This is a genomic window from Sphingopyxis sp. (assembly GCF_034380315.1).
Lineage (GTDB): Bacteria > Pseudomonadota > Alphaproteobacteria > Sphingomonadales > Sphingomonadaceae > Sphingopyxis.
The window spans coordinates 335,643-360,031 of sequence record NZ_JAXMPB010000002.1 but is presented as its reverse complement, the minus strand read 5'-3'; the positions used below and the strand labels follow the sequence as shown (position 1 = coordinate 360,031).

General features: G+C 64.0%; 25 protein-coding genes and 1 tRNA gene. 15 read left to right on the top strand and 11 right to left on the bottom strand.

Annotated elements, in window-relative coordinates:
- Positions 1-4 precede the first annotated feature (4 nt).
- The 5 genes from U0S50_RS04790 to U0S50_RS04770 all read right to left on the bottom strand — a co-directional run bounded on the left by U0S50_RS04790 (position 5) and on the right by U0S50_RS04770 (position 5,668).
- On the bottom strand, positions 5-1,255 hold the full coding sequence (locus U0S50_RS04790; RefSeq protein WP_322307618.1) for an acetyl-CoA C-acetyltransferase: 1,251 nt from the start codon (positions 1,253-1,255) through the stop codon (positions 5-7).
- Positions 1,256-1,278: 23 nt separating this feature from the next.
- The gene (locus tag U0S50_RS04785; RefSeq protein WP_322307617.1) at positions 1,279-2,061 is read right to left on the bottom strand and encodes an SDR family NAD(P)-dependent oxidoreductase; all 783 of its coding nucleotides are present in this window, start codon (positions 2,059-2,061) and stop codon (positions 1,279-1,281) included.
- Between the two features lie 13 nt (positions 2,062-2,074).
- Entirely contained in the window at positions 2,075-3,280 is a 1,206-nt protein-coding gene (locus tag U0S50_RS04780; protein WP_322307616.1) for an acyl-CoA dehydrogenase family protein, read from the bottom strand.
- Positions 3,277-4,374 carry an acyl-CoA dehydrogenase family protein gene (locus U0S50_RS04775; RefSeq protein ID WP_322307615.1) on the bottom strand — a complete coding sequence of 366 codons (1,098 nt, stop codon included), beginning with the start codon at positions 4,372-4,374 and terminating at the stop codon, positions 3,277-3,279. Before U0S50_RS04775 ends, U0S50_RS04780 begins: the two co-directional genes overlap by 4 nt.
- 124 nt (positions 4,375-4,498) lie before the next feature.
- Positions 4,499-5,668 (bottom strand): acyl-CoA dehydrogenase, encoded by a 1,170-nt coding sequence (locus U0S50_RS04770; RefSeq protein WP_322307614.1) that lies wholly within the window; start codon positions 5,666-5,668, stop codon positions 4,499-4,501.
- A 127-nt stretch (positions 5,669-5,795) separates the two neighbouring features.
- Here U0S50_RS04770 and U0S50_RS04765 point away from each other — a divergent pair, with 127 nt between their 5' ends.
- Both U0S50_RS04765 and U0S50_RS04760 read left to right on the top strand, forming a co-directional pair.
- On the top strand, positions 5,796-6,776 hold the full coding sequence (locus U0S50_RS04765; protein ID WP_322307613.1) for a nitronate monooxygenase family protein: 981 nt from the start codon (positions 5,796-5,798) through the stop codon (positions 6,774-6,776).
- Positions 6,777-6,890: 114 nt separating this feature from the next.
- Positions 6,891-7,994: a flavin reductase gene (locus U0S50_RS04760; RefSeq protein ID WP_322307612.1), complete on the top strand. Its 1,104-nt coding sequence runs from the start codon at positions 6,891-6,893 to the stop codon at positions 7,992-7,994.
- A gap of 43 nt (positions 7,995-8,037) precedes the next feature.
- On the opposite strand, the gene U0S50_RS04755 is transcribed toward U0S50_RS04760, so the two are convergent.
- Both U0S50_RS04755 and folK read right to left on the bottom strand, forming a co-directional pair.
- A tRNA-Lys gene (locus U0S50_RS04755) sits at positions 8,038-8,113 on the bottom strand.
- Between the two features lie 44 nt (positions 8,114-8,157).
- Positions 8,158-8,679: a 2-amino-4-hydroxy-6-hydroxymethyldihydropteridine diphosphokinase gene (folK, locus tag U0S50_RS04750; protein ID WP_322307611.1), complete on the bottom strand. Its 522-nt coding sequence runs from the start codon at positions 8,677-8,679 to the stop codon at positions 8,158-8,160.
- Between the two features lie 23 nt (positions 8,680-8,702).
- On the opposite strand from folK, the gene U0S50_RS04745 reads away from it, so the two are divergent.
- The gene (locus U0S50_RS04745; RefSeq protein ID WP_322307847.1) at positions 8,703-9,359 is read left to right on the top strand and encodes a uracil-DNA glycosylase; all 657 of its coding nucleotides are present in this window, start codon (positions 8,703-8,705) and stop codon (positions 9,357-9,359) included.
- A gap of 55 nt (positions 9,360-9,414) precedes the next feature.
- Here the strand turns inward: U0S50_RS04745 and U0S50_RS04740 are convergent, their stop codons facing one another.
- Together U0S50_RS04740 and U0S50_RS04735 are read right to left on the bottom strand one after the other, a co-directional pair.
- Positions 9,415-9,762: a GntR family transcriptional regulator gene (locus U0S50_RS04740; protein ID WP_322307610.1), complete on the bottom strand. Its 348-nt coding sequence runs from the start codon at positions 9,760-9,762 to the stop codon at positions 9,415-9,417.
- A gap of 71 nt (positions 9,763-9,833) precedes the next feature.
- On the bottom strand, positions 9,834-10,415 hold the full coding sequence (locus U0S50_RS04735) for a nitroreductase (RefSeq protein WP_322307609.1): 582 nt from the start codon (positions 10,413-10,415) through the stop codon (positions 9,834-9,836).
- Between the two features lie 185 nt (positions 10,416-10,600).
- Here U0S50_RS04735 and U0S50_RS04730 point away from each other — a divergent pair, with 185 nt between their 5' ends.
- From U0S50_RS04730 to U0S50_RS04710, 5 genes are read left to right on the top strand one after another with little or no spacing between them, the layout of a single operon-like run.
- Positions 10,601-12,184 (top strand): peptide MFS transporter, encoded by a 1,584-nt coding sequence (locus tag U0S50_RS04730; RefSeq protein WP_322307608.1) that lies wholly within the window; start codon positions 10,601-10,603, stop codon positions 12,182-12,184.
- 3 nt (positions 12,185-12,187) lie between these two features.
- Entirely contained in the window at positions 12,188-13,603 is a 1,416-nt protein-coding gene (locus U0S50_RS04725; RefSeq protein ID WP_416194954.1) for an amidohydrolase, read from the top strand.
- Positions 13,600-14,901, top strand: a complete 1,302-nt coding sequence (locus U0S50_RS04720; RefSeq protein WP_322307607.1) for an amidohydrolase family protein — start codon at positions 13,600-13,602, stop codon at positions 14,899-14,901. Before U0S50_RS04725 ends, U0S50_RS04720 begins: the two co-directional genes overlap by 4 nt.
- A gap of 52 nt (positions 14,902-14,953) precedes the next feature.
- Entirely contained in the window at positions 14,954-15,655 is a 702-nt protein-coding gene (locus U0S50_RS04715) for an NnrU family protein (protein ID WP_322307606.1), read from the top strand.
- A 5-nt stretch (positions 15,656-15,660) separates the two neighbouring features.
- A complete protein-coding gene (locus U0S50_RS04710; RefSeq protein ID WP_322307605.1) occupies positions 15,661-16,215 on the top strand; it encodes a DUF1003 domain-containing protein in 555 nt (184 codons plus the stop codon).
- Positions 16,216-16,236: 21 nt separating this feature from the next.
- Here U0S50_RS04710 and U0S50_RS04705 read toward each other — a convergent pair whose 3' ends face one another.
- Together U0S50_RS04705 and U0S50_RS04700 are read right to left on the bottom strand one after the other, a co-directional pair.
- Entirely contained in the window at positions 16,237-17,232 is a 996-nt protein-coding gene (locus tag U0S50_RS04705; RefSeq protein ID WP_322307604.1) for an aldo/keto reductase, read from the bottom strand.
- Positions 17,229-18,482, bottom strand: coding sequence for a dicarboxylate/amino acid:cation symporter (locus tag U0S50_RS04700; protein WP_322307603.1), 1,254 nt, complete (start codon positions 18,480-18,482; stop codon positions 17,229-17,231). The genes U0S50_RS04705 and U0S50_RS04700 overlap by 4 nt, the downstream gene beginning before the upstream one ends.
- Positions 18,483-18,603: 121 nt before the next feature.
- On the opposite strand from U0S50_RS04700, the gene glmM reads away from it, so the two are divergent.
- From glmM to U0S50_RS04665, 7 genes are read left to right on the top strand one after another with little or no spacing between them, the layout of a single operon-like run.
- Entirely contained in the window at positions 18,604-19,941 is a 1,338-nt protein-coding gene (gene glmM, locus U0S50_RS04695; RefSeq protein WP_322307602.1) for a phosphoglucosamine mutase, read from the top strand.
- A 1-nt stretch (position 19,942) separates the two neighbouring features.
- Positions 19,943-20,434 (top strand): cupin domain-containing protein, encoded by a 492-nt coding sequence (locus U0S50_RS04690; RefSeq protein ID WP_322307601.1) that lies wholly within the window; start codon positions 19,943-19,945, stop codon positions 20,432-20,434.
- 1 nt (position 20,435) lies between these two features.
- Positions 20,436-20,660: a DUF1272 domain-containing protein gene (locus U0S50_RS04685; RefSeq protein WP_322307600.1), complete on the top strand. Its 225-nt coding sequence runs from the start codon at positions 20,436-20,438 to the stop codon at positions 20,658-20,660.
- Complete coding sequence (gene thiD / locus U0S50_RS04680) at positions 20,657-21,799, top strand: bifunctional hydroxymethylpyrimidine kinase/phosphomethylpyrimidine kinase (RefSeq protein ID WP_322307599.1); 1,143 nt, start codon at positions 20,657-20,659, stop codon at positions 21,797-21,799. The genes U0S50_RS04685 and thiD overlap by 4 nt, the downstream gene beginning before the upstream one ends.
- A 34-nt stretch (positions 21,800-21,833) precedes the next feature.
- Entirely contained in the window at positions 21,834-22,391 is a 558-nt protein-coding gene (locus U0S50_RS04675; RefSeq protein WP_322307598.1) for a ribonuclease HII, read from the top strand.
- A gap of 28 nt (positions 22,392-22,419) precedes the next feature.
- On the top strand, positions 22,420-23,316 hold the full coding sequence (locus tag U0S50_RS04670; protein ID WP_322307597.1) for an oxidoreductase: 897 nt from the start codon (positions 22,420-22,422) through the stop codon (positions 23,314-23,316).
- A 29-nt stretch (positions 23,317-23,345) separates the two neighbouring features.
- Positions 23,346-24,380: a DUF2804 domain-containing protein gene (locus U0S50_RS04665; protein WP_322307596.1), complete on the top strand. Its 1,035-nt coding sequence runs from the start codon at positions 23,346-23,348 to the stop codon at positions 24,378-24,380.
- The last annotated feature ends 9 nt before the right edge of the window (positions 24,381-24,389 follow it).

Genomic DNA, 24,389 nt, shown 5'->3' with positions numbered 1-24,389 from the left:
GAAACTATATACGTTCGATGATGAGCGCGGGCGCCATGCCGCCCGCCGCGCACATGGTGACAAGGCCATAGCGGCCACCCGATCGGTCCAGTTCGTCGAGTGCGGTCCCGATCAGGATCGAACCCGTCGCGCCGATGGGGTGGCCGAGCGCCATCGCGCCGCCGTTGATGTTCACCTTGTCACGATCGAGGTCGAGGTCGCGGATGAACTTTTCGGCGACCACCGCAAAGGCTTCGTTGATCTCCCACACATCGATATCGTCCTTGGTCAGTCCCGCCTTTTCCAGCACTTTCTTTGCGGCGGGCACCGGGGCGTTGAGCATCAGCGTGGGGTCGTCGCCGATGTTGGCATAGGCGACGATCCGCGCGCGGGGTTTCAGGCCGTTCTTGTCGGCATATTCCTTTGATGTCAGCAGGATGGCGGCGGCGCCATCGACCACACCGGATGAGTTTCCGGCATGATGGAAATGCTGAATCTCTAGGTCGGGATAGCGGCGGTTGATCTGCTTGCGAAAGGTAAAGCCGCCGCCCATGTCGAAATCGGCGAGGCCGACGAAACTGGGTTTGAGCGCGGCGAGCCCCTCGGCGGTCGTTTCGGGGCGTGGAAACTCCTCGCGGTCCAGCGCGACGCTACCGTCGGGATTGTGCACCGGCACCACGGACCTGGCAAAGCGGCCTTCCCTGATCGCGCGGTCGGCGCGCTGCTGGCTCACCAGCGCGAGGGCGTCGAGCGCTTCGCGGCTGATGCCTTCGATGGTCGCGATCGCGTCGCCGCACACGCCCTGATGCGATTGCGGGTGCATCGCGTCGAGCGCTTCGTGCCCCGAACCCATCAGCCGCGGTGGCAGCCCGGCGTTCGCCTGTTCGGCGGCGTGGGCGCTGGTATAGCTCATCATTTCGGTGCCGCCCGCGATGACGCAATCCTCCATGCCGCTCATCACGCTCGCCGCCGCGAAATTGACCGAACTGATCCCGCCGCCGCAGAAACGATCGAGCGTGGTTCCCGAAGCCTTGGTGTCATAGCCTGCCGACAGCGCCGCCATGCGGCCAAGGTCGCCGCCCTGCTTGCCGTTCTGCGACGAAGTCGACCAGACGATGTCATCGACGGTCGCGGTGTCGAGATGGTTGCGGTCGCGGATCGCCGCAAGAACGGTTGCGGCCAGATGCTGCGGGTGAAGGTGCGACAGGGCGCCCTTGCCGGGCTTGCCGATCCCGCGCGGGGTGCGGACGGCGTCGATGATATAGGCTTCGGCCATGGTGATATCCTTTCTGTCGAATCTTAGCGCGGTGCCATGCGGATGGCGCCGTCGAGACGGACCGCCTGACCGTTGAAATAGGTGTTGCGGACCATCTCCATCGCCAGACTCGCATATTCCTCGGCCTTGCCGAGCCGTTTGGGGAAGGGGACCGATGCCTCTAGGCTTTCCTTCACCTTTGGATTCATATTGTTGAGCAGCGGCGTGCCGAATACCCCCGGCATGATCGAATTGACCCGGATGCCGAGGTCCATCAGGTCGCGCGCCATCGGCAGGACAAGGCCGTTTACGCCAGCCTTTGCCGAGCCATAGATCACCTGCCCGATCTGGCCGTCCTGCGCCGCGACCGACGCGGTGAGCACGATCGCGCCGCGCTCGCCATCTTCCATTTCGGGCAAGCCGGCCATGCCTTCGGCCGCGATCGATACGACGCGATAGCTGGCGGTCAAAATCCCCTCGACACCAAAGGCGTAATCCTCGGTCGGGGTCCGGCGATAGCCGCCCGTTTCCTTGTCATAGGCGAGGGTCTTTCCGCGGCGCGAGGTCATCGCGCAGTGAATGCAGATGCGTTCCTGGCCATGCGCGGCGCGCGCCTTGGTATAACCGTCGAGCACCGATTGCTCGTCGGTGATATCGACGTGAACGAACAGGCCGCCGATCGACGCGGCCACTTCTTCGCCCAGGGCGTCATTGATATCGAAGATCGCGACTTTCACGCCCGCGGCAGCCAGCGCCTCGGCGGTCGCGCGGCCGAGCCCTGACGCCCCGCCTGTCACGACGGCTGCGGTGGTGGAATCGATTTTCATGATGGCGGCTCCTTCAGGCGGGAATCTGGTTGAAGGGGATGCCCTTGTCGGGGCGGTGATCCTGCGGCAGGCCCAGGATCTTTTCGGCGATGGTGTTGAGCAACGTCTCGTCCGATCCGCCCGCGATGCGCCCCGTTGGCGCGTTGATCCAGCTCGATGCCCAATCCTCTTTCTGCGAAGCATGGGCGTCAAAGGCGAAGCCGTCGCTTCCCTGAAGGTCGAGCGCGAGTTCGGAGAGTTTCTGGCGCGAGCGTACCGCGACCAGCTTGTTGAGCGAACCTTCGGGGCCGGGCATCATTCCGGCCTGCATCATCAACCTTGCACGATGGTTGATCGAATCGAGCCCCGACCGCATCGCATAATTGCGCGCGATCTGTGCGCGGATGCGGCCGTCCTCGATCGCCGGACGACCATCGCGATGTGTCTCTTTCGCCAGGCGGATGAAATGGCCCAGATGCGGGCCGAACCCCGCGCTGTCGGTCGCGACATAGCGTTCGATCATCAATGTTGCGATCGCGACCGCAAAACCGCCACCGACCGGGGACATGCGCTGGTCGTCGCCGATCTTCACATCGTCGAAAAACACTTCGTTGACGTGGCTGTCGCCGCCCGCGAGCTTGATCGGGCGCACCGTGACGCCGGGTGCTTTCATGTCGACCCAGAAATAGGTCAGCCCCTTGTGCTTGGGCACCGCCGGGTCGGTGCGCACGACGATGACGCCATAGTCGCTGTAATGGGCCCAGCTGGTCCAGACCTTTTGCCCGTTGATTTTCCAGCCATTGCCATCGACCTCGGCGCGGGTGCGCAGCGCCGCCAGGTCGGAGCCGCCCGACGGTTCCGAGAAAAGCTGGCACCAGATTTCCTCGCCCTTCAGGGCTTTCAGCACCCGTTCCTTCACAAAGTCGCGGTCAGTGCCGAACTGCATCAGCACCGGTACGGGCATGCCGAGCGAAATGCCGAAATAGAAGTTGGGAAAGCCATGCTTCATTTCCTCGGCGTCAAAGGCAATCTTTTCGATATGGCCCAGGCCCTGACCGCCCAAATCGGTCGGCCAGTTGATCCCGGCATAGCCCGCATCGAACTTGGCACGCTGATAGCGGCGGCCGAGCGCCAGATCGTCGGCCTCGGACAGCCCCTGGCGCGCGCTGCGGCCATAGATGGGGGCCATCGATTCAAGCCACGCCGCAGCGCGTGCGCGATAGGCTTCCAGATCGCTCATGCCGTTTCCTCCGCCAGTTGGTCGACCAGCACATCCTCCCAGAACAGGCCGCTCCCTTGTTCGATCGCCAGGCTGCGCGCGCGGCGCATGTGCAGGTGAAGACCGATGTCCCAGGTCACGCCGATACCGCCGTGGATCTGGATGCAGTCGCGCGCGGCCGTGTCATAGGCCTCGCTCGCCGACAGCCGCGCCGCGGCGGCGGCCTTCAGAAAATCGGCCTGGCCTTCGCGCGCCGCGGCGTGGATGCAATTGGCCCGCGCGAGTTCGACGAGACCATAAAGTTCGGCGATGCGATGCTTGACCGACTGAAAGGCGCCGATCGGCTGACCGAACGCCTTGCGCGTCACGGCATAGTCGCGGGCAATCTCCATCAACATCTCCGCGCCGCCGGTCTGCTCATGCGCGGTGACGACCGCCTGCAGCGCCAGGATGTGGAGCGCGGCGTCGCGCGCCTCGGTTCCGATCAAAAGCGTCTCGGCGGCTGTCGTCTCGAAATGCAGGTCGGCGATACAGCGGCTGTTGTCGAAGCTGGCGACCGCGGTGCGGCGTACCGGGGCCAGATCGGCGAGGAGCAGGGCGGGCGTGCCTGCCGCATCGGCGGCAAGGACAATGGCAACATCGGCCTTCAGCCCACCCGTTACGCCGCGCGAAAGGCCGCCGAGACGGCCGTCCGCAAAGGTCGCGTCGGGCCGCGACGGCAGTATGTCGGGACCGCCGGCAAAGGCGATGGCGCCGATGGTCTCGCCGCTCGCGAGGCCGGGCAGCCAGCGCGCCTTCTGGGCATCGCTTCCGTAAAGCGCGATCGCTTTGGCTGCGCCGAAGCCGGAGGTCAGGAAGGGCGCGCCGCTCATCGTCCGGCCTGCCTGATGCGCAACCAGACCAAGCTCGATCAGCCCGAGCGCGAGACCGCCATGCGCCTCGGGAAGGGTGAGGGCGGTCCAACCCTGTTCCTTGGCTAGCGTCCAGAAGGGTTCGTGATATTCGCCGCTGTTTTCGAGCAGCGGGAGCAATTCTTCCATGCTGACCCGCGCTTCGAGCGCGCGCCGCGTTTCGGTCGCGATCGCCTGCTGGCCCTCGTCATAAAGGATCGTCATGGCTGCATCCGTCCTTCTCCCATCGCTCGTTCGGCATCTGGTTCTTTTGCGCAACAAACCGGACGTTAACGTAAACGTCAAGAATTATGGTGCGGGTCGCCGCGACAGGCAACTGACGAACCTGTCAGCTTTGGGCTGCCAGCCAGTCGCGCTTGATCTTTTTCGCCAGGCTCCATTTGTGAACCTCGGTCGGGCCGTCATAGATGCGAAAGGCGCGAACCTCGCGAAACACCTGCTCGACGATCGTGGCGTCGGTGACGCCCGTGCCCCCCATCACCTGGACGCAGCGGTCGGCGATCCGCATCAGCGCCTCCGATACCGCGACCTTCGCCATCGAGCTTTCGGCGGTGCCGAGCGATCCGCTGTCGAGCACGCCCGCGCACCAGTCGATCATCAGTTCCGCCTGTTTGATGTCGATCAGATTCTCGGCGAGCATGAAGCCGACGCCTTCATGATCGACCAGCGTTTTTCCAAAGGCCTGGCGGCGGTTGGCATAATCGGTGGCGATCTCGTTGGCGCGGATACAGGCGCCGAGCCAGCGCATGCAATGCGACAGCCGCGCCGGCGACAGGCGAATCTGCGCATAGCGAAAGCCTTCGCCGGCCTCGCCCAGCATCTGGTCGGCCGGAACGCGCAGATTGTCGATCACCACCGTCGCGTGGCCGCCGGGCATCGAACTGTCGATGGTGTTGGGAACATGTTCGATACGGATTGCGGGATCGGGCAGATCGACCAGGAACATGCATGCGCCTTCTTCCGCTCGGGCCATGACAATGCCGACGCGCGCGCCCTCTGCCCCGGTGATGAAGCATTTGCGGCCGTTCACGACCCAGTGATTGCCGTCGAGCCGGCACGACGTCTTCAACATCGATGGATCGGAACCCGCACCGTCATCCTCTGCGGGTTCGGTCATGAAAAAGGCGGAACGTACGCGCCCGTCGATCAGCGGATTGAGGAAGCGTTGCTTGATGTCCGGGCTGCCGACATGTCCCAGCAGATACATATTGCCTTCGTCGGGCGCCATGGTGTTGCACGCCAGCGGGCCGAGCGGCGACAGCCCGCTTCTGGTCAGCACCATGGCGGTTTCGCGCTGGGTCAGGTGGCTGCCGTCCGCCAGAATGTGCGGCGTCAGCACCCCGGCGGCGCGTGCCTTTTCGCGCATTTCCATGACCAGTTCATCGGTCGGGGCGCCATGATGGTCACGGCGCGGATCGCGCTCATAAGGGACGATGCTCTGCCGCACGAAGGCTTCGACTTTGTCGGCGATCAGGCGCGCGCGCTCGGGGCTGCTCATGCGGTTTCCTCGGCTAGTGGGTGGGGCCTGCGACAAATCAACCCGACGTTGACGTAAGCGTCAAGTTAATTCATGGATCGACCAACATAAGCGCTAGTGGGTCGCCAGCAGCTCAGGGAGAAATGGAATGGCTTTCAAGACGCGGATCACCGAGATGCTGGGCATCGAACATCCGATCGTGCAGGGCGGGATGCAAAGCGTCGGCTATGCGGAACTGGCGAGCGCGGTGTCGAACGCCGGGGGATTGGGCATTTTGACGGCCCTGACCCAGCCCAGTCCCGAGGCACTGCGCGACGAGATCGAACGGTGCCGCGCCATGACCGCCAAGCCATTTGGTGTCAACATGACCGTCTTTCCGACCATCAACGCCCCCGACTACAAGGCTTATGCGCAGGCGATCATCGATGGCGGCGTCAAGATCGTCGAGACGGCGGGAACGCAGGCGGTGCGCGAAATTTGGGAGATGCTGAAACCCCATGGCGTCACCATCCTCCACAAATGCACCGCGGTGCGCCACGCGCTGTCGGCCGAGCGCGCCGGTTGCGACATCATTTCGATCGACGGCTTCGAATGCGCCGGGCACCCGGGCGAGGACGATATTCCGGGGCTGATCCTGATCCCGGCGGCGGCGGACAAGGTAAAGATCCCGATGCTCGCCTCGGGCGGTTTCGGTGACGGACGCGGGTTGGTCGCGGCGCTCAGCCTTGGTGCTGAGGGGATCAACATGGGCACGCGCTTTTGCGCGACCAGGGAAGCGCCGATCCATGACAATGTGAAACAGGCCTATGTCGACAATGACGAGCGCGGCAGCTTCCTGATTTTCCGGAGCCTCAAGAACACTGCCCGCGTCGGCAAAAGCGCCGTATCGGAAGAGGTGGTGCGCCGGCTGGCGGTGCCCGACGCTAGCTTCGCCGATGTCGCCGAACTGGTGAACGGCAAGGCTGGCCGCGAGCTTCTGGAAACCGGCGATTTGTCGAAGGGTGTCTTTTGGGCCGGCATGGTCCAGGGGTTGATCCACGACATTCCAACCTGTCAGCAACTGATCGACCGCATAATCGAAGAGGCCGAAGCGATCGTGGATCAACGGCTCGCCGCCTTTCGCGGCTGATCCTGCCCCCGCGCGACTGGCGCGGTGCGCTGGCTTTCGATATGGATCGAATCCCATATTCGGTCCGTCGCAAAGCCGCCCGCAATTCGCCGGCGCGCAAGGCAAGGGGGTTGCTTGACCAGTTTCGATTTCAAGGGCTTCGGCGGTCTCCGGCTCGCTGCCGACCGGTTGGGCGATGAGAATGATCCGCCGGTGCTGCTGGTTCCCGACGCCGGGGACGGGCGCGGCGCATGGCGCGACGTCGCCGAAGCACTGGTCCTTTCGGGGCGCCGCATTGTCAGCTTTGATCTGCGCGAAACGGACACTGCGGAATGGAGCGGCGACGATCTGGTGGCGCATGTCGAGGATTTGCGCGCCGTGCTGGCTCAAATGGGCTCCCGCCCCGTCGTCGTCGCGGCGCACCGCGCGGGGCATATCGCGGCCCGCGCCCTTTCGCCGGACGGAGCGCATCTGGCCGCAGGGCTGGTCCTGGTCGATATGCCCGACGACAGTGACCTGATCGCGAACGGCACCGCGGCCCGCATTTCGTTGCCGACCCTGGTGATGCGCGGCGGACTTTCGCCCGCCGAATGCACCGCGGCCAGCGATGTGCTCACCAACACGCTGCCGATGGGGGAATGCGCGGACATCGACGAGGCCGACGTCGATCACGCGACCGATCGGCGCGAAGCGCTGCTTGGCCAGTTGCTCGCGTTTCTGGAGCGACATCAACCGCGCGACGCGATGGAATTCAAGGCGGGGTCGGATCCGCGCACGCTGCGCGACGCGATGGGATGTTTCGCGACTGGTATCACTATCGTCACAACGCTCGACGAAGCGGGGGTGCCGGCAGGGCTTACGGCGAACAGCTTTACGTCGGTGTCGCTCGATCCGCCGCTGTTGCTCGTCTGCATCTCCAATGGGGCAGGGACCGCGCCCTTGCTGCGCGACGCGGCGCATTTTGGCGTCAATGTGCTGCAGATCGGACAGCAGCCCGCATCGAATCGCTTCGCGATGAAGGGTGAAGATCGCTTTTCGGGACTGCCCTGGGCGACGGGCCAGACGGGCGTGCCGTTGCTCGGTGGTTCGCTCGTTTCGTTCGAATGCCAGCGCGAGGCTGTCCACGAGGCAGGCGATCACTTCATCCTCGTCGGCCGCGTCGTCCGCGCCCAGTTCGAGCCGCATCGCGATCCGCTGCTCTATTTTCGCGGCAAGTACCGGCGACTGCACTTCGCGTGACGCCCATCGGCGCCTGGCGTTGCGGAATGCGATGGCGGAGAGGTGGTGAGCCCTGCTGGGTTCGAACCAGCGACCTACTGATTAAAAGTCAGTTGCTCTACCGACTGAGCTAAGGGCCCCAACGTGGCGCTGAACCTGTCGGCGCCCGAAGTGAGCCGTCGCCCTAGAGCCCCGCCGCGCCCCGGTCAACCGGCTTTGGCCGGACAAATTTCGCGCCAAGCTGTCGAATCGTTAGCCCGCTGACCGGATGGCGCCAGTTTGCGGCAATTGTCGCGAGCGGCGCGAGGACGAAATTCCGTCGTTCGATTTCGGGGTGCGGAATGGTCAGCATATCGTCGGCCCATGTGCCGCCGGACCAGAGCAATATGTCGAGATCGAGGGTGCGCGCGCCCCAGCGCTGCCCCATGCGTCGGCCAAACTCCGCCTCGATCGCCTTGAGGTGGGCCAGCATCTCGGGCGGGCTGAGCGAAGAGGCAACAAGGAGGACCGCATTGGCGTAGCGTCGGCGTGACGGCCCCAGCGGCGCGCTCGCGATGATCGGGCTAGCGTCGACCGCTTCGACCGCTTCGCTCTCTATGGCTGCGATCGCGCGCAGCAGCACCCGGCGCGGGTCCCCGAAACGGGCATGGCGCCGGTTCGACCCAAGGCCGATGGCATAAAGAGGGAGAGGCATTGCCTGGGTCATGTCTTGGCCCCTATCGTTCGGCCATGGATATGGCCAGCCCGCTTCGTCGCTGCGAGCCGCCGCGCAACTGCCGGCGCTGTCCGCGCCTGGTTGCCTTGCGCCGCGAATGCCGGGCCGAGCATCCGGACTGGTGGAATGCGCCGGTTCCGGTGTTCGGCGATGGTGATGGCTGGCTGGCGCTGGTCGGGCTGGCGCCGGGGCGACTTGGGGCAAACCGGACCGGGCGCCCGTTCACAGGCGATCGGTCCGGGGACGTGCTCTTCGATGCGCTTGCCCGTTTCGGCCTCAGCAAGGGGCGCTTCGATGGTCGGGCGGATGACGGCCTCGTGCTGGATGGCGCCATGATCTTCAATGCTGTCAAATGCCTGCCGCCCGACAATCGGCCGCTGCCGTCGGAGATCGCCGCCTGCCGTCGCTATTTCGAGCGCCAGCTCGCCGCGATGCCTCGGTTGCGCGTCATCATCGCGCTAGGACGGATCGCGCACGAGGCCGTGCTGCGCGCCGCGGGCGAGCGGCTTGCGGCACACCCTTTTGCGCATGGCGCGGTTCATCGGATTTCGGGCGATCGCTATCTGGTCGATAGCTATCATTGCTCGCGCTACAATATGAACACCGGGCGGCTGACGCCCGACATGTTTGCCGGCATGTTCGCCAGCGCGATGGCGCTGCGCGACAAATAGGGCCGCATCCGCACGATCCGACGATGTGCCCTCGACTGCGGTGCGATGCGCGCGCTCAGGCCTCTGTCAAGTCGAGCAGCGCGCGGGCGTCGAGCCCGATTCGCTGCATCTGTTCTGCGACAGGCGGCCAGACATTGGTCAGAAAATCCTCTCGCATCAGGGTGCGAAGCCGATCGGTTGCCCCTTGGGCGACGAACATCCCCACGCCGCGCTTTACCGTTACAAGGCCTTCATCCTGAAAGGTTTGATAGGCTTTGGCGACCGTCAGCGGATTTGCGCCTTCCTCGGCCGCCAGCGAGCGCACCGACGGAAGCATGTCGCCATCGCGATAGGTGCCGTCGAGGATAGCGTTGGCGATCACGTCGCGCAGGCGCTGATATACGGGTTTGGGCTGATCGAGCATGGCGATTTAATGCCATAAGACAGCAGCACAGTCAAATGCCGAAAATTATAACTGACGGAATTTGAGTGAAACTATATGTCCCACGTGCGAACAACATCGTCATAATCGGGGCGAGGGCGTTCCTCGAGCGATTTTGCAGGCGTGCCGAGGAAGAAGAAGCCGACGACCCTGTCGTCCGTCCCGGCGCCGAAGGCTGCGGCCACGGTGGGGTCAAAGGCGGCCCAGCCGGTCAGCCAGCTTCCGACAAAGCCGTGGGCATGGACCGAATGGAGCAGGTTCATGCCGAGGGCGCCGGCCGACATTTGCTGTTCCCACACGGGAATCTTGCTGTTCGCGACCGGGGTGGAGAGCAGGACGAGCAGGGTCGGGGCCTGGTGCGCAAATTGATCGAGCGCCGCGAGGTCCATCCCCGCCGCGCCGGGATTCGCCGCGACCCATGCCCGTTTGAGCAGCGTGGCAAAGGCACCGCGCTGTTCGTCCGCGATCGTGACGACCCGCCACGGCGCGAGCTTGCCATGATCGGGGGTGCGCAGCGCAACCGAAATGATGTCGCGAAGCTGCGGAGCGTCGGGACCGGGCGCCAGCATGTCGCGGGCCTTGCCCGAGCGGCGGGTGGCGAGATGGGCGAGAAGCGAGGAGGTGTCGTTGAACATGGTTGGCATGTGGCCTTTGCCGCGCAGCGATGCAAGTGTTGCGATCCATTCGCAATAATTTGATCCGCGCCGGATGGTTTCCAGCGCAATTAGATTCTTCCCTTACGCAATTTTCCCGTTAGGTTGCGCCGATCCGCCCCGTTCGAGGGGCCAAATCATATATGATCTCCAGGGAAAGGGTCGCCATGACCAAAGCCTATGCCCAGCACGGGGACGCCGCGGGGACGTTCCTCGGCCATCCCAAAGGGCTCTTTGTCCTCTTTTTCGCCGAAATGTGGGAACGCTTCTCCTACTATGGGATGCGCGCGCTCCTGATTTTCTATCTGACCAAGCATTGGCTGTTTTCCGATGGCGAGGCGGGCGTCATCTATGGTGCCTATACCGCGCTGGTTTACATCACCCCGGTGCTCGGCGGCTATCTGGCGGACAAATGGCTCGGGCAGCGCAAGGCGGTGCTATATGGGGCCATATTGCTGACCTTCGGCCACTTCATCATGGGGTTCGAAGGGGACGGCGGGCAGGATCCGGCCAGCCTGAACATATTTTGGCTGGCGCTGGCCTTCATCATCGTCGGCTCGGGCTTTTTGAAGGCCAATATTTCGGTGATCGTGGGACAGCTTTACCCGCGCACCGACGTGCGCCGCGACGGCGCCTATACGATTTTCTACATGGGCATTAACCTCGGTGCTTTCCTCGGATCGCTGCTTTGCGGCTATCTGGGCGAGACCTATGGCTGGGCCTATGGCTTTGGCGCTGCCGGCTTCGGTATGCTGCTCGGCCTGATTGTCTTCGTCTGGGGCAAGCCGTTCCTTCTGGGACGCGGCGAAGCGCCCGATCCGGCAAAACTCGCCGCGCCCGTCATGGGCATCAAGTTCGAATGGCTCCTCTATCTTGTCGGGATTGTCGCCGTCGGCGTTTGCTGGTGGATGGTGCAGAATCAGGCGGTGGTCGGAACCCTGCTGGGCATCGCCGGGGCGATCTTGGTTGCTTATGTGATATTCACCGCGGTGGTGAAGCTGCCGTCCGAAGATCGCGATCGTATCTTCGCTGCCATGTTCCTGATCCTGGGGTCGATCCTGTTCTGGGCGCTTTTCGAACAGGCAGGCTCTTCACTCAATCTGTTTACCGACCGCTATGTCGACCGGGCGGGCGTTCCGGCTTCGGTATTCCAGTCGCTCAACGCCGGGTACATCGTGATGCTCGCACCGTTGTTCGCGGCTCTGTGGACTTGGCTTGGGCGCAGGGGGTGGGAACCTTCGGCTCCGGCCAAGTTCGGTTTGGCGATGCTGCAACTCGGCCTTGGTTTCCTCGTCCTGAAATGGGGGGCGGAAGCGGTCGGTCTCGGCCATGCGACGCCGGTGATCTTCATCTTCCTCATCTATCTGCTGCACACGACCGGCGAATTGTGTCTGTCGCCGGTCGGGCTCAGCGCCATGAACCGGCTTGCTCCCGCCCATATGGCCAGCCTGATCATGGGGACCTGGTTCTTTGCGTCGGCCACTGGCAATTTTGCGGCCGGGCTGATCGCGGCGGCGACCGGATCGGAAAAGGCGAGCGGCGAGGGCGCCGGAAAGGCGCTGGTCCTTGACGTTTATCAGACGATCGGCCTGTGGGCGATCGGCTTTGGCGTGCTGGTGATTGTCGTGTCGCCGCTGATCCGCAAACTGATGCACCTCGATACGCTGCGCGATGCAGATGATCTTGCTGGTGCGAACGAGCTCGCCGAGCCGCAGGCTGCTGGCGTCCATCCCGAACCCAAAGGGGCGTAAATCATGATCCGACGTATGAAGGGCGGCCTGTTGGCTGCGGCCTCGCTGATGTTTGCGGGCTGTGCCGCGACCGGTACAACGGCGGCCAAACCGGCGGGCGACAAGCCCGCCGCGACGGCCGAAAAACCTGCCAAGTTCAACAAGGACCCCTATCCCTCGACGTACAAACCCTATCCGGGACAGGCGACGGCGGTGCGCAACGTCACGATCTTTGACGGCGAGGGCAAGCGGATCGATAATGGCACGGTGTTTTTCAGCGGGGGCAAGGTTACGGCCGTCGGCGGTCCCGATACGCCCATTCCCGCCGACATCGCGGTGTTCGATGGTACCGGAAAGTATCTGACCCCGGGGATTATCGACATTCACAGCCACCTCGGGGACTATCCGTCGCCGGGTGTCGAGGCGCATTCCGACGGCAATGAAGCGACCAGTCCGACCACCCCCGAAGTCTGGTCGGAACATAGCGTATGGCCGCAGGACCCGGGTTTCACGCGGGCGCTTGCCAATGGCGGCGTTACCGCGCTCCAGGTTTTGCCGGGCAGCGCGAACCTGATGGGCGGGCGATCGATCACGCTCAAGAATGTGCCGTCGCGCACGGTGCAGGGGATGAAGTTCCCTGGCGCCCCCTATGGCCTGAAAATGGCCTGCGGAGAGAATCCGAAGCGTGTCTATGGCGGCAAGGGCCGGACACCCTCGACCCGGATGGGCAATTTCGCGGTCAACCGCCAGACCTGGGCGAAGGCCGCAGCGTTCAAGAAGAAGATGGACGACGGCAAGGCGACCGATCGCGATCTGGCGATGGAAACGCTGGCGGGCGTGTTGTCGGGTGAAATACTCATCCACAATCACTGCTATCGTGCCGACGAAATGGCGCTCGTGATCGATATGTCGAAGGAATTCGGCTATAAGGTCTCGACCTTTCACCATGCGGTCGAAAGCTACAAGATCGCCGACATATTGGCGAAGGAAGGCATTTGTTCGGCGATGTGGGCCGACTGGTGGGGGTTCAAGATGGAGTCCTATGACGCCGTCCCGGAAAATGTTCCGCTCGTTTACAAGGCCGGGGCCTGCACCATCGTTCACTCCGACGATGCCAATCAGATTCAGCGACTGAACCAGGAAGCCGCCAAGGCGCTGGTGGCAGGACGCCGTATGGGTATGTCGATCAGCGATGCCGAAGCCTGGACGTGGCTGTCGCTCAACCCGGCGAAGGCGCTTGGCATCGGTGATGTCACGGGCAGCCTGAAGCCCGGCAAGATGGCGGACATCGTGCTTTGGAACGGCAATCCGTTCAGCGCTTATACGCGGCCTGAAAAGGTCTGGATCGACGGAGCCTTGATGTTCGATGCGGCGGACCCCCGCCGCCGGCCCGTTACCGATTTCGAATTGGGGCAGCCGGGCGAAGGAGATGTGAAATGATCCGCACCCTGCTTCTTTGCGCGACCGCGCTGGTCGCGGCCCCCGTCGTCGCACAGGATGTGGCGATCACCAACGCGCGTCTGGTCATCGGCGATGGCAGCGCGCCGGTAGAGGGCGGCACCGTCGTCGTGCGCGGCGGAAAGGTCGTCGCGGCCGGGGCCGGAGTGGCCGTGCCGGCGGGTGTCGAGCGCGTCGATGCGCAAGGCCGCTGGGTCACGCCCGGCATCGTCGCGGCGTTCAGCCGGGTCGGACTGGTCGAAGTTGACGCGGTCAGCGGGACGAACGACCGGTCGGCACGGCGCAGCCGCTTTTCGGCCGGGCTCGATATCGCCCCGGCGCTCAACCCAATGGGATCGCCGGTCGCGGTCAACCGCGCGGCAGGCGTGACGCGGGCGATCGTTGCGCCCGAGGCGAGCAGCAACCTGTTCGCCGGGCAGGGCGCCGTCGTCGATCTTGCCGACGATATGAACATGGTCACGCGCTCGCGCGCCTTGCAATTCGTCGCCTTTGGCGAGGATGGCTCGTCAAGGGCAGGGGGCAGCCGCGCCGCGACCTTCCTGTTGTTTCGTGAACAACTGCTCGCGGCGCGCAGCTATTCCCGCAATCCTTCGGCGCTTGCCGAATGGGGGAATGACGCGATGCTGCAGCGTGCCGATGCCGAGGCGTTGGTGCGCGTGATCGATGGAACGACGCCCCTGTTCGTTCGGGTCGACCGTGCTGCGGACATCGTCAATGTATTGAAACTCAAGGGCGAGTTTCCCGCGTTAAAGCTGGTTCTGGTCGGGGCAACCGACGGCTGGCTGGTGGCGCGCGAGATTGCGGCGGCAAAGGTTCCCGTGCTCGTGTCGCCGCTCACCGACCTGCCGGGCAATTTCGAACGGCTGGGCGCGACGCAGTCGAATGCCGGTCGCCTGAAGGCTGCTGGCGTCGACGTGTCGGTGGGTGTTTTCGACGACGACGATGCCCACAAAATGGGCTATACTACGCAATATGCCGGTAATTTGGTTGGCCTGTCGCGCGTCCCGGGGGCCAGCGGCCTGAGCTGGGACCAGGCCTTTGCCGCGATCAGCAGCGCGCCCGCGCGTGCCGTTGGCATGGATGCGACGATCGGATCCTTGCGGCCGGGGCGGGTCGGCGACGTGGTGATCTGGGACAATGATCCTCTCGAACTTGGCAGCCGTCCGACTGCCGTCTGGATCGATGGTCGTCCGCAATCGCTCACGACCCGGCAGGACCGGCTGCGTGATCGCTACGCGACGCCGCAGGAAGGCGCATTGCCGAAGGCCTATGATCGCTAACGGTTTCTGAGGCAAAAGCGCCTGAAAAGGTTGGAAAGGAAGGGATAATCCGATGCAGCCCATGACGCTTTTGTTGACGACCGGCGCCATTTTCGTCGGCTCGCATCTGCTCCTGTCTCATCCGCTGCGCGATTCTCTCGCCGGGCGGATGGGCGAGCGGGCGTTTCAGATGGTCTATTCGATCGTCGCCATCGCGACCTTCATCATGATGGTGCAGGCGTGGCGCGGGATGCCGCCGGAACCGCCGATGTGGGCGGTCGGCGATGGGCTATGGGCCTTTTCTTCGCTGCTCGTCTTGCTGGCGAGTGTCCTGTTCATGGGGTCGCTGATCGGCAACCCTGCCTTGGCGGCGCCGGGGGCGAGGGCCGCGGCGCAAGCCGCGCCGCGCGGGGTGTTCGCAATTACGCGTCACCCGATGATGTGGAGCTTTGCCCTCTGGGCTTTCGCGCATGCGCTCGTCGTCCCGACTCCTGGACAAATTTTGTTGTCGGGCATCATCGCCTTCCTCGCGCTTGCCGGGTCGGCGGGTCAGGATCGCAAGAAGGCGCGATTGATGGGCGATGCCTGGCGGCATTGGGCGGCTCGGACCAGTTTCCTGCCCTTTGCGCGGCAGATTTCGGGAACCAGCCCGTGGGGTGATGCGATCCCGCGGGGGCACGCACTGTTCGGCGGAATCGCCCTCTGGCTGGCGGCGAGCTGGGCGCATGGCGCGCTTGGCTATATGGTCGCGGGTATCTGGCGCTGGGTGGGGTAGGCGGTGTGTCGTCCGACACGCATCTGACCGATTTGTCATTGCGTTTGCTCGGACGGGCATTCGACCAGCTTGATCCGGAAGAGCGCCGGGTCGTTCAGGCGATCGCAGATCGCGCACCCACCAGCCGCGATGCCGCCGACCTCGACGATGCACAGGCGGGCTTCGGCGACCGCCTGGCCGACCGGGTGGCTGCGGTTGGCGGTTCGTGGAGCTTCATCGTCATCTTCGCGCTGATTCTGTTCGGCTGGATGCTGCTCAATTCCGGGGTGCTCGAACGGTGGGGCATGGCCTTTGACCCCTATCCCTATATCTTCCTGAACCTGATGCTTTCGACGCTTGCGGCGGTGCAGGCTCCGATCATCATGATGAGCCAGAACCGCCAGGCGGCCAAGGACCGGCTGTCGGCCAGCGTGGATTATGAGATTAATCTGCGCGCCGAACTTGAAATCATGCGGCTGCATGAAAAGATCGACCAGATGCGGCTCGCCGAACTGGTCGAAAAGGTCGATGCACTCCACGCCAGGCTGGCGGAGGGCGATCGCGACCCTCGAGCATCCTAGCCTGGGACTGGCGGTTTTCCGTTACAGACGGACCATGCGCATACCCTGCTCGCCATAGCGCGGGCCGCTGGTCCCGCCTCGCGGCGCGGCGGCGTCGATAACGGCAAGATCGTCTGCGGTCAGCGCCAGTTCGGCGGCGGCGACGCTGTCCTCCATCGTTGCCCGGCGCTTGGTTCCCGGTATCGGAACGATGTCGTCGCCCTGGGCCAGCAGCCATGCGAGCGCGACCTGTGCCTTGGAGGTTTCATGCCGGTCGGCAACCGTTCCGATCGCATCGACGATGCGCAGGTTGGCCGGCAGGTTTTCGTCCGAATAGCGGGGATCGTTACGCCGCCAGTCGCCGTCGGGAAGATCGTCGCGGCGGCGCACCGCCCCTGCCAGGAAACCGCGGCCAAGCGGCGAGTAAGGGACAAAACCGATGCCGTGCTCGCGGCAGACGCCGAGTATCTCTTCCTCGACGTCGCGTTCCCAGATCGAATATTCGCTCTGCAGTGCGGTGATCGGAGCGGCGGAGGCCGCCCGGCGGAGCGTCGCGGGGCCGGCTTCGGACAGCGCGATGTGGCGAACCTTGCCCTCGGCGACCAATTCCATCATTCCGCCGACGGTTTCCTCGATCGGCACGGCCGGGTCGACGCGGTGCTGATAGAAAAGGTCGATTGTCTCGATGCCCAGCCGCTGGAGCGATCCTTCGCATGCGCGACGGGCATTTTCCGGGCTTCCATCGACCCCGACGATCTGTTTGCCTTCAAAGCGAAAGCCGAATTTGGTTGCGATCACCAGCCCGTCGCGCTTGCCGCGGATTGCTTCGCCCAGCAGTTCCTCGTTGCTGAACGGGCCATAGATTTGGGCTGTGTCGAAAAAGGTGACGCCAAGGTCGATCGCCCGGTGAATGGTGCGCGTCGATTCGTCGATATCGGCGGCCTCGCCATAGAGGATATTGCCGCCCTTTATCATCGGCATGCAGCCGATGCCGATTGCCGAAACCGTCAATCCCCGGCCCAGTGAGCGATATTTCATGGCGCTGATCCTTCTTGCGCGGCCTCATCCTCGACCCCGTCGGCGGCATATTTGGTCACGGCCACGTCGGCGACGACATTGCCGATCGTCCGGAATATGTCGGGAAAGGTCTCGACCGCGACGAGCAGGCCGAGGGGAGCGACCGGCACGCCCATCGACACGGCGATGGGTGCGATCGAGGTGACGAAGCTGATCGATCCGGGCAGGCTGACCGAACTGAGCGCGGCGGCCATCGCGACCGCCAGGCCGACCGCCATTTCCCATGGCGTCAATTCCAGCCCGAATAGCCAGGCGATATAGACCACGACCGCCAGATTCATCGCGGTGCTGGTAAAGCGAAACAACGCCACCGCCAGCGGCAGGACGATGTCGGCCTTCTTGGCGTCGACCCCCAGCGTGGTGGCCGCGCCGAGCATCGCGGGCAGGCTGGCGAGCGAGCTTTGGGTCGAGATCGCGACCGCCAGCGTGGGAACCATCGCGCGGACGAAGCGCGGCAGCGGAATGCCCACGACCAGCCAGGCCAAAAGCAGCCCCAGAATCACGACGCAGACGCCGATGCCCGAAACGATCAGCACATAATGGAGAAGGCCGCCAAAGGCCGCGAACCCGGCCTTGACCGCCAGGGCATAGCCGAGCGCGAACACGCCGAACGGTGCCAGGGCCAGAACCCAGCCGATCACGATCAGCATCGTATCGCCCAAAGCCTTGAAGAATCCAGACAGGGTGGCCCGCTGTTCGGGGCCGACGCGGGTGATCGCAAAGGCGAAGATGGTCGTGAAGACGATAAGCGGCAGGACTGCCGTTTCGGCGGCGGCGGCGATCGGGTTTGTGGGGATCAGCGACAGCAGGAAGTCGGAAAAAGTCGGCGACGCGCCAGCCTCCGTCGGGCCCCCCAGGCCGTTGCGCAAGGCATCGGCCGCGCTTGCGGACAGCGGAAACAGGCGCAGCAATGTCGGCGTCATGATGAGCGACATCAACCCCGACAAGAAGATCGCGACCAGAAAGATCGCGACCGAGCGTGCCGCCAGCGCTCCGGCGCGCGCGGCGTCGGCGGTGGCGGTGATGCCGGTGATCAAAAGCGCGACGATCAAAGGGATGATCGTCATTTTCAGGGCGTTGAGCCATAATGTTCCAAAGGGCTCGACAAAGGGGAGGGAGGCCTGTGCCGCATCCGGCGAAACCGCTTCTACCCCGATCCCTAAAAGCATCCCGGCGATCAGCGCCGAGAGGATAATCCATGCCGATTTCACGTTATAATCTCCCGGCAAACCCCAAGGCCAACTTGCCAAGCAAAAATGGGTGACCTAGTGCCATCCCGAGTGTGCCGGGTCGGGCCCATGTCCTGTCCACGGCTTAGGAAGCAGAGGTGCCATGCGCAAGTTTTTCGGAACCGACGGGATACGCGGACTGACCAACAAGACGCCGATCACCGCTGAAGTCGCGATGCGCGTCGGCATGGCGGCGGGCGCACATTTCCTGCGCGGGTCGCACAAGCATCGCGTGGTGATCGGCAAGGATACGCGCCTTTCGGGCTATATGATCGAAAATGCGCTGGTCGCGGGTTTTACCAGCGTCGGCATGGATGTGGTTCAGGTGGGGCCGATGCCGACCCCGGCGGTTGCGATGTTGACCCAGTCGATGCGCGCCGACCTCGGGGTGATGATTTCGGCCAGCCACAACCCCTTTCACGATAATGGCATCAAGCTGTTCGGGCCCGATGGCTACAAGTTGTCGGACGAGGACGAGCTTCAGATCGAGGCGTTGCTGGAAGCTGCTCCGACGCTTGCCGACCCGGCGCATATCGGCCGCGCGAAGCGGATCGAGGACGCGCGTGGACGCTATATTCACGCGGTCAAGCAAAGCCTGCCGTCCGATGTCCGGCTCGACGGGCTGAAGATGGTAATCGATTGCGCCAATGGTGCGGCCTACAACAGCGCGCCGACCGTATTTTGGGAATTGGGCGCCGATGTCGTCACCATCGGGGTGACGCCCAACGGTACCAACATCAACGACCGTTGCGGTTCGACGGCGCCGGGATTGCTTCAGGAAACGGTGGTGGCGAGCGGGGCCGACATCGGCGTTGCGCTCGATGGCGACGCGGATCGGCTGATCGTGGTCGACGAAAAGGGCGCGATCGTCGACGGCGATCAGATCATGGCGCTGATCGGTGCGTCGTGGGCGCGGCAGGGGCGGCTGAAGGGCGGCGGCGTCGTGGCGACCGTTATGTCGAACCTGGGCCTTGAACGCTATCTCGAAGGTCAGGGGCTGCGACTCGAACGTACGAAGGTCGGCGACCGTTACGTCCTCGAACGGATGAAAAGCGGTGGGTTCAACGTCGGCGGCGAACAGTCGGGTCATATGATCCTTTCCGACTATGCGACGACGGGCGACGGCACGCTGGCGGCGTTGCAGGTGCTCGCGGAACTGGTGGTGGCCGGGCAACCGGCGAGCGAATTGCTGCACCAGTTCGACACCGTTCCGCAATTGCTCAAGAATGTGCGCTTTGCGGGCGGAAAGCCGCTCGAAGATGCCCAGGTCCGCGCGGCGATCGCCGAGGGAGAAAACAGCCTGAACGGTCGCGGCCGCCTGGTTATCCGGGCGTCGGGAACCGAGCCGGTCATCCGGGTCATGGCCGAAGGCGACGATGCGGGACAGGTCGAACAGGTCGTGGACATGATCTGCGAAGCCGTTCGCACGGCGGCGGCCTGACGTGGCCGGTCCGGTCGTCAATCTCGATCGACTGACCTTTGACGATGTCGAGGACAATGGGGTGTTCACGTCGCGGCGTGCCTTCATCGGCGAGCGGATCGGCGCCCGCGACCTTGGCTATAATCTGACCATTCTTCCGCCGGGCAAGGTCCAATGCCCGTTTCACAGCCATCATGGCGAGGAAGAGATGTTCTTCATCCTCGAAGGCGAAGGCGACGGCGAGCTGCGTTTCGGCGATCGGCGCTATCCGCTTCGTCAGCATGACGTCATTGCCTGTCCGACCGGCGGAGCCGAAGTCGCGCACCAGATCATCAACACGGGGTCATGCGACCTAAAATATCTCGCCGTATCGACGCTGGTTGATGTCGAGGTTTGCGAATATCCCGATTCCGGCAAGTTCAGCGCCGTCACGGGACGGCCTGGCGAGCGGGGAATGAGGCATATCGGCCGTCTGGCCGATGCAGTCGATTATTATGACGGAGAAGAGAATTAACATGCTTGAGATGCGACCCGATTGCGAACGTTGCGGGCGTGACCTGCCTGCCGACCTCCATGGTGCGTTCATTTGTTCGTTCGAATGTACATTCTGCGCGAATTGCGCCGACAAACTCGACGAACGCTGCCCCAATTGCGGCGGTGATCTGCTCGACCGCCCCTTGCGCGAAGGCGCTGCGCTGGCGAAATTTCCTGGATCGACGGAGCGGAAATATAAGGGATGACCGCTCGCGTTCTGATCGTCGCGGGGTCCGATAGCGGCGGCGGCGCGGGAATTCAGGCCGATATACGCACGGTCACGATGCTGGGCGGCCATGCGATGACCGCCATCACCGCCATCACTGCGCAAAATACCACAGGTGTACAGGGCGTTCATGCCATCCCCACCGAAATGGTGCTGATGCAGATCGACAGCGTCGTCACCGACATCGGTGTCGATGCGGTCAAGATCGGCATGATCGGCAGCGCGGAGACGGCGCAGGCGGTTGCGGCCCGTCTGACCAAGCCCGACCTTGCCGGCGCCGCGGTCGTTTTCGACCCGGTGATGATCACGACCAGCGGGTCGGTCCTGGCCGACCCCGCGACGATCAGGGCTTTCGGCGACCTGATGCGCCGCGCCGCCGTCACGACCCCCAATCTGAACGAGCTGGCGGCGCTGGGCGGCATCGACGGCGTGCTGGCGCATGGCAGCGCGCTGCTCGTCAAGGGGGGGCATGCGGAGGGCGATACGGTCGTGGATCGCCTGTTCGAGCCTGACGCGGGAGAGGTCGCGCGCTGGGAAGCGCCGCGGATCGATACGCGGCACATGCATGGCACCGGCTGTACGCTGGCAAGTGCCGTGGCGACCGGGCTGGCGCAGGGGATGCCGCTGGAACCTGCCGTCGCGCGCGGGCGCGATTTCGTCAGGCTCGCGCTGCTCGATGCGCCGGGTTTGGGGGAGGGCCATGGCCCTATGGGGCATCATGCCGTGCGCAACGACGGATTGTTCACCGGCCCTGCGCTTAACCAGATCAGCCTTCCGGCCCGGGATTACGGGGTTTCGACCGCCTTCTACAAGCAGATGGGGCTGACGCAGATCGTCGATAGCCCGTCGAACGGTTATGCGCGCTTCGAAGCGGCGAACGGCGTCACCCTCTCTGTCCATGTCGGCGGCGCCGATGCGGGCGGTACGGTGACATATCTGGAAAGCGGCGCGCTTGACGCCTGGGTGGCTTATCTTGCCCGTCGCGGCGTCCGTTTCGACCAGATGCCGCGCGACGAGGAATGGGGCTGGCGCGAGGCGCGGCTGACCGACCCGGCGGGCAATCGCTTGTGCCTCTATCAAGCGGGTGAATATCGGAGATATCCGCCGTGGCGCATCTGACGCTGTTCGCCCGCGCGTTGGCGCTGGAGGGGACGTGCTGATCGCGGGGGTCGACGAGGCCGGGCGCGGGCCGCTCGCGGGGCCGGTGGTCGCCGCGGCGGTGATATTGTGCGCCGACGGGATCGACGGCCTTGACGACAGCAAGAAACTCACCGCCCGGCGCCGCGCCGCGCTGGAGGACGAGATAAGGGCGCGATGCCGCTGGGGGATCGGCGAGGCAAGCGTCGAGGAAATCGACCGCATCAATATATTGCAGGCCACATTTCTAGCCATGACCCGCGCCGTGGAGGCACTGGGGTGCGATTCCGTCGAACTGCTCGTCGACGGCAATCGTTTGCCCAATTGGCGCTATGCGGCGCGCGCGGTGGTGGGCGGCGATGCGCTGCATCCCTGTATTTCGGCGGCGAGCATCCTGGCGAAGGAACATCGCGACCGCTTCATGATCGCGGCGGCTGCCGAGTTTCCCGGCTTTGGGTGGGAACGTAATATGGGCTATGGTACGGCCCAGCATCTGGCGGCCCTGCGTCGGCTCGGCCCGACGCCGCTCCACCGCAACAGCTTCGCGCCGGTCGCGCAGATGCAACTGGTTTGACGCCAAAACCTGGGGAGGGGATGGGGCGATGAGCAGGGGATTTACGGCCGATGACGTCACGGCACAGGGTGGCCGGATTTTCGTCGTAACCGGCGCGAATGCGGGTATCGGGTTCGAAGCGGCCCGGGTCCTCGCGGCGCGGGGCGCGCGCGTGATACTGGCCTGCCGCGATGCAGAGCGGGCAGCGGCGGCGATGGAACGCATCGGCACCGAGGTCCCGGACGCCGATCTGTCGTTTCAACCGCTCGATCTTGCCGATCTCGATCAGGTCCGGGACGCTGCGGCAACTTTGCGGGCCGGACCGCCCATCGACGTGCTGATCAACAACGCCGGGGTGATGGTGCCGCCGCGGACATTGACGCGGCAGGGTTTCGAAATGCAATTCGGGGTCAACCACCTTGGCACCTTTGCGCTGACCGGCCTGTTGCATCCGCATGTGCAGGACCGCATCGTGATCACCGCCAGCCTGGCGCATCGCAGCGGCGAGATGGACTACAGCGATCTCGATGCGAGCCGAAGCTATCATAATTGGCAACGCTATCAGGCGAGCAAGCTTGCGAACCTTCTGTTCATGTTCGAACTCGACCGGCGGCTTGGGGCTGCGGGGCGATCGACCCAGGCGATCGGTTGCCATCCGGGTGTCGCACTTACCGAACTGACGCGGCACCTGCCGCTTCCGCTGCGCTTCATGACGCCGCTCGCCGCCCCCTTCTTCAACAGCGCCGCACAGGGCGCTTGGCCGACCCTGCAGGCGGCAACCGGCGCCCATGTGCAAGGCGGCGACTATCTGGGGCCGCAGGGGCTGGGGGAAGTGTCGGGCCGTTCGGGGCCGGCGCGGTCGACCGGCCGGGCCCGGGACCCCCGGCGCGCGCGCGAGCTATGGGAAAGGTCGATCGATCTGACGGGGATCGATCCGGGTATCTGACAATCAGGGTTCAGCGGCGGGAGAAGAATATGGCGTCTTCGACGAAGCAGCGCGTGATGGACGAAGGCGCGCTGCACGATCAGGCAGGACGCTTGCGCGATCCTGGCTATGCTACGCGAGAGGTGCGTCGCTATGATCGCGCCGCGATCGCCGCCGACCCGGTCCGGATCAAGGAATGGGACTATTATTGCATTCTCGATGCGGATTGCGGTCTGGCGTTGACCGTGGCCGACAATGGCTATGTCGGTTTTCTCGGCGTGTCCTGGATGGATTTGCGGCGCAAAAGCTTCGTCAATCATGGCGCCCTGGTGCCCGAACCGATGGGACGTATGGTGCTGCCAGCCAGCGCGGACAGTGGCGATATCGTCCAGGTGCAGCAGGGGGTGGAGCTGGCTTTCCGGCACGAAAGGGGCGGCCGGCGGTTGACCGTCCATGCACCCGACTTTGGCGACGGGGTCGGGCTGTCGGGCGAAGTCTGGCTTGATCAGCCGGCAATGGACCGGATGGTGATTGCGACGCCCTTTCCCGACGATCCCCATGCCTTCTATTATAATCAGAAAATCAATTGCATGCCAGCCAGCGGACGGGTCAAGGTCGGCGGCGAGTATCATGATTTTACACCGGAAAAGGCGTTTGCGGTGCTGGATTGGGGGCGCGGCGTCTGGACCTATGACAATATCTGGTACTGGGGCTCGGCATCCGGAATGGTCGACGGGCGCTCGTTCGGCTTCAACATCGGATATGGCTTTGGCGATACATCGGCGGCGAGCGAGAATATGCTGTTCGTCGATGGAAGGGCGCACAAGCTGGATCAGGTGACATTCCATTTGCCCGATGGTGCGCTCGACGCTTCGCCATGGCGTTTTTCCAGCAATGACGGGCGTTTTGAACTCGGTTTCCGGCCTGCGGTCAATCGCTGGGACAAGGTCGACGCCGGGTTGGTCAAGACCGAGCAGGATCAGCTGTTCGGCTGGTACTCGGGCACGGTCCTTCTCGACGACGGCACGCCTCTCGCGGTTCGCGACCTTCCGGGCTTCGCCGAGAAGGTGTGGAACCGCTGGTAACGGCGTTGC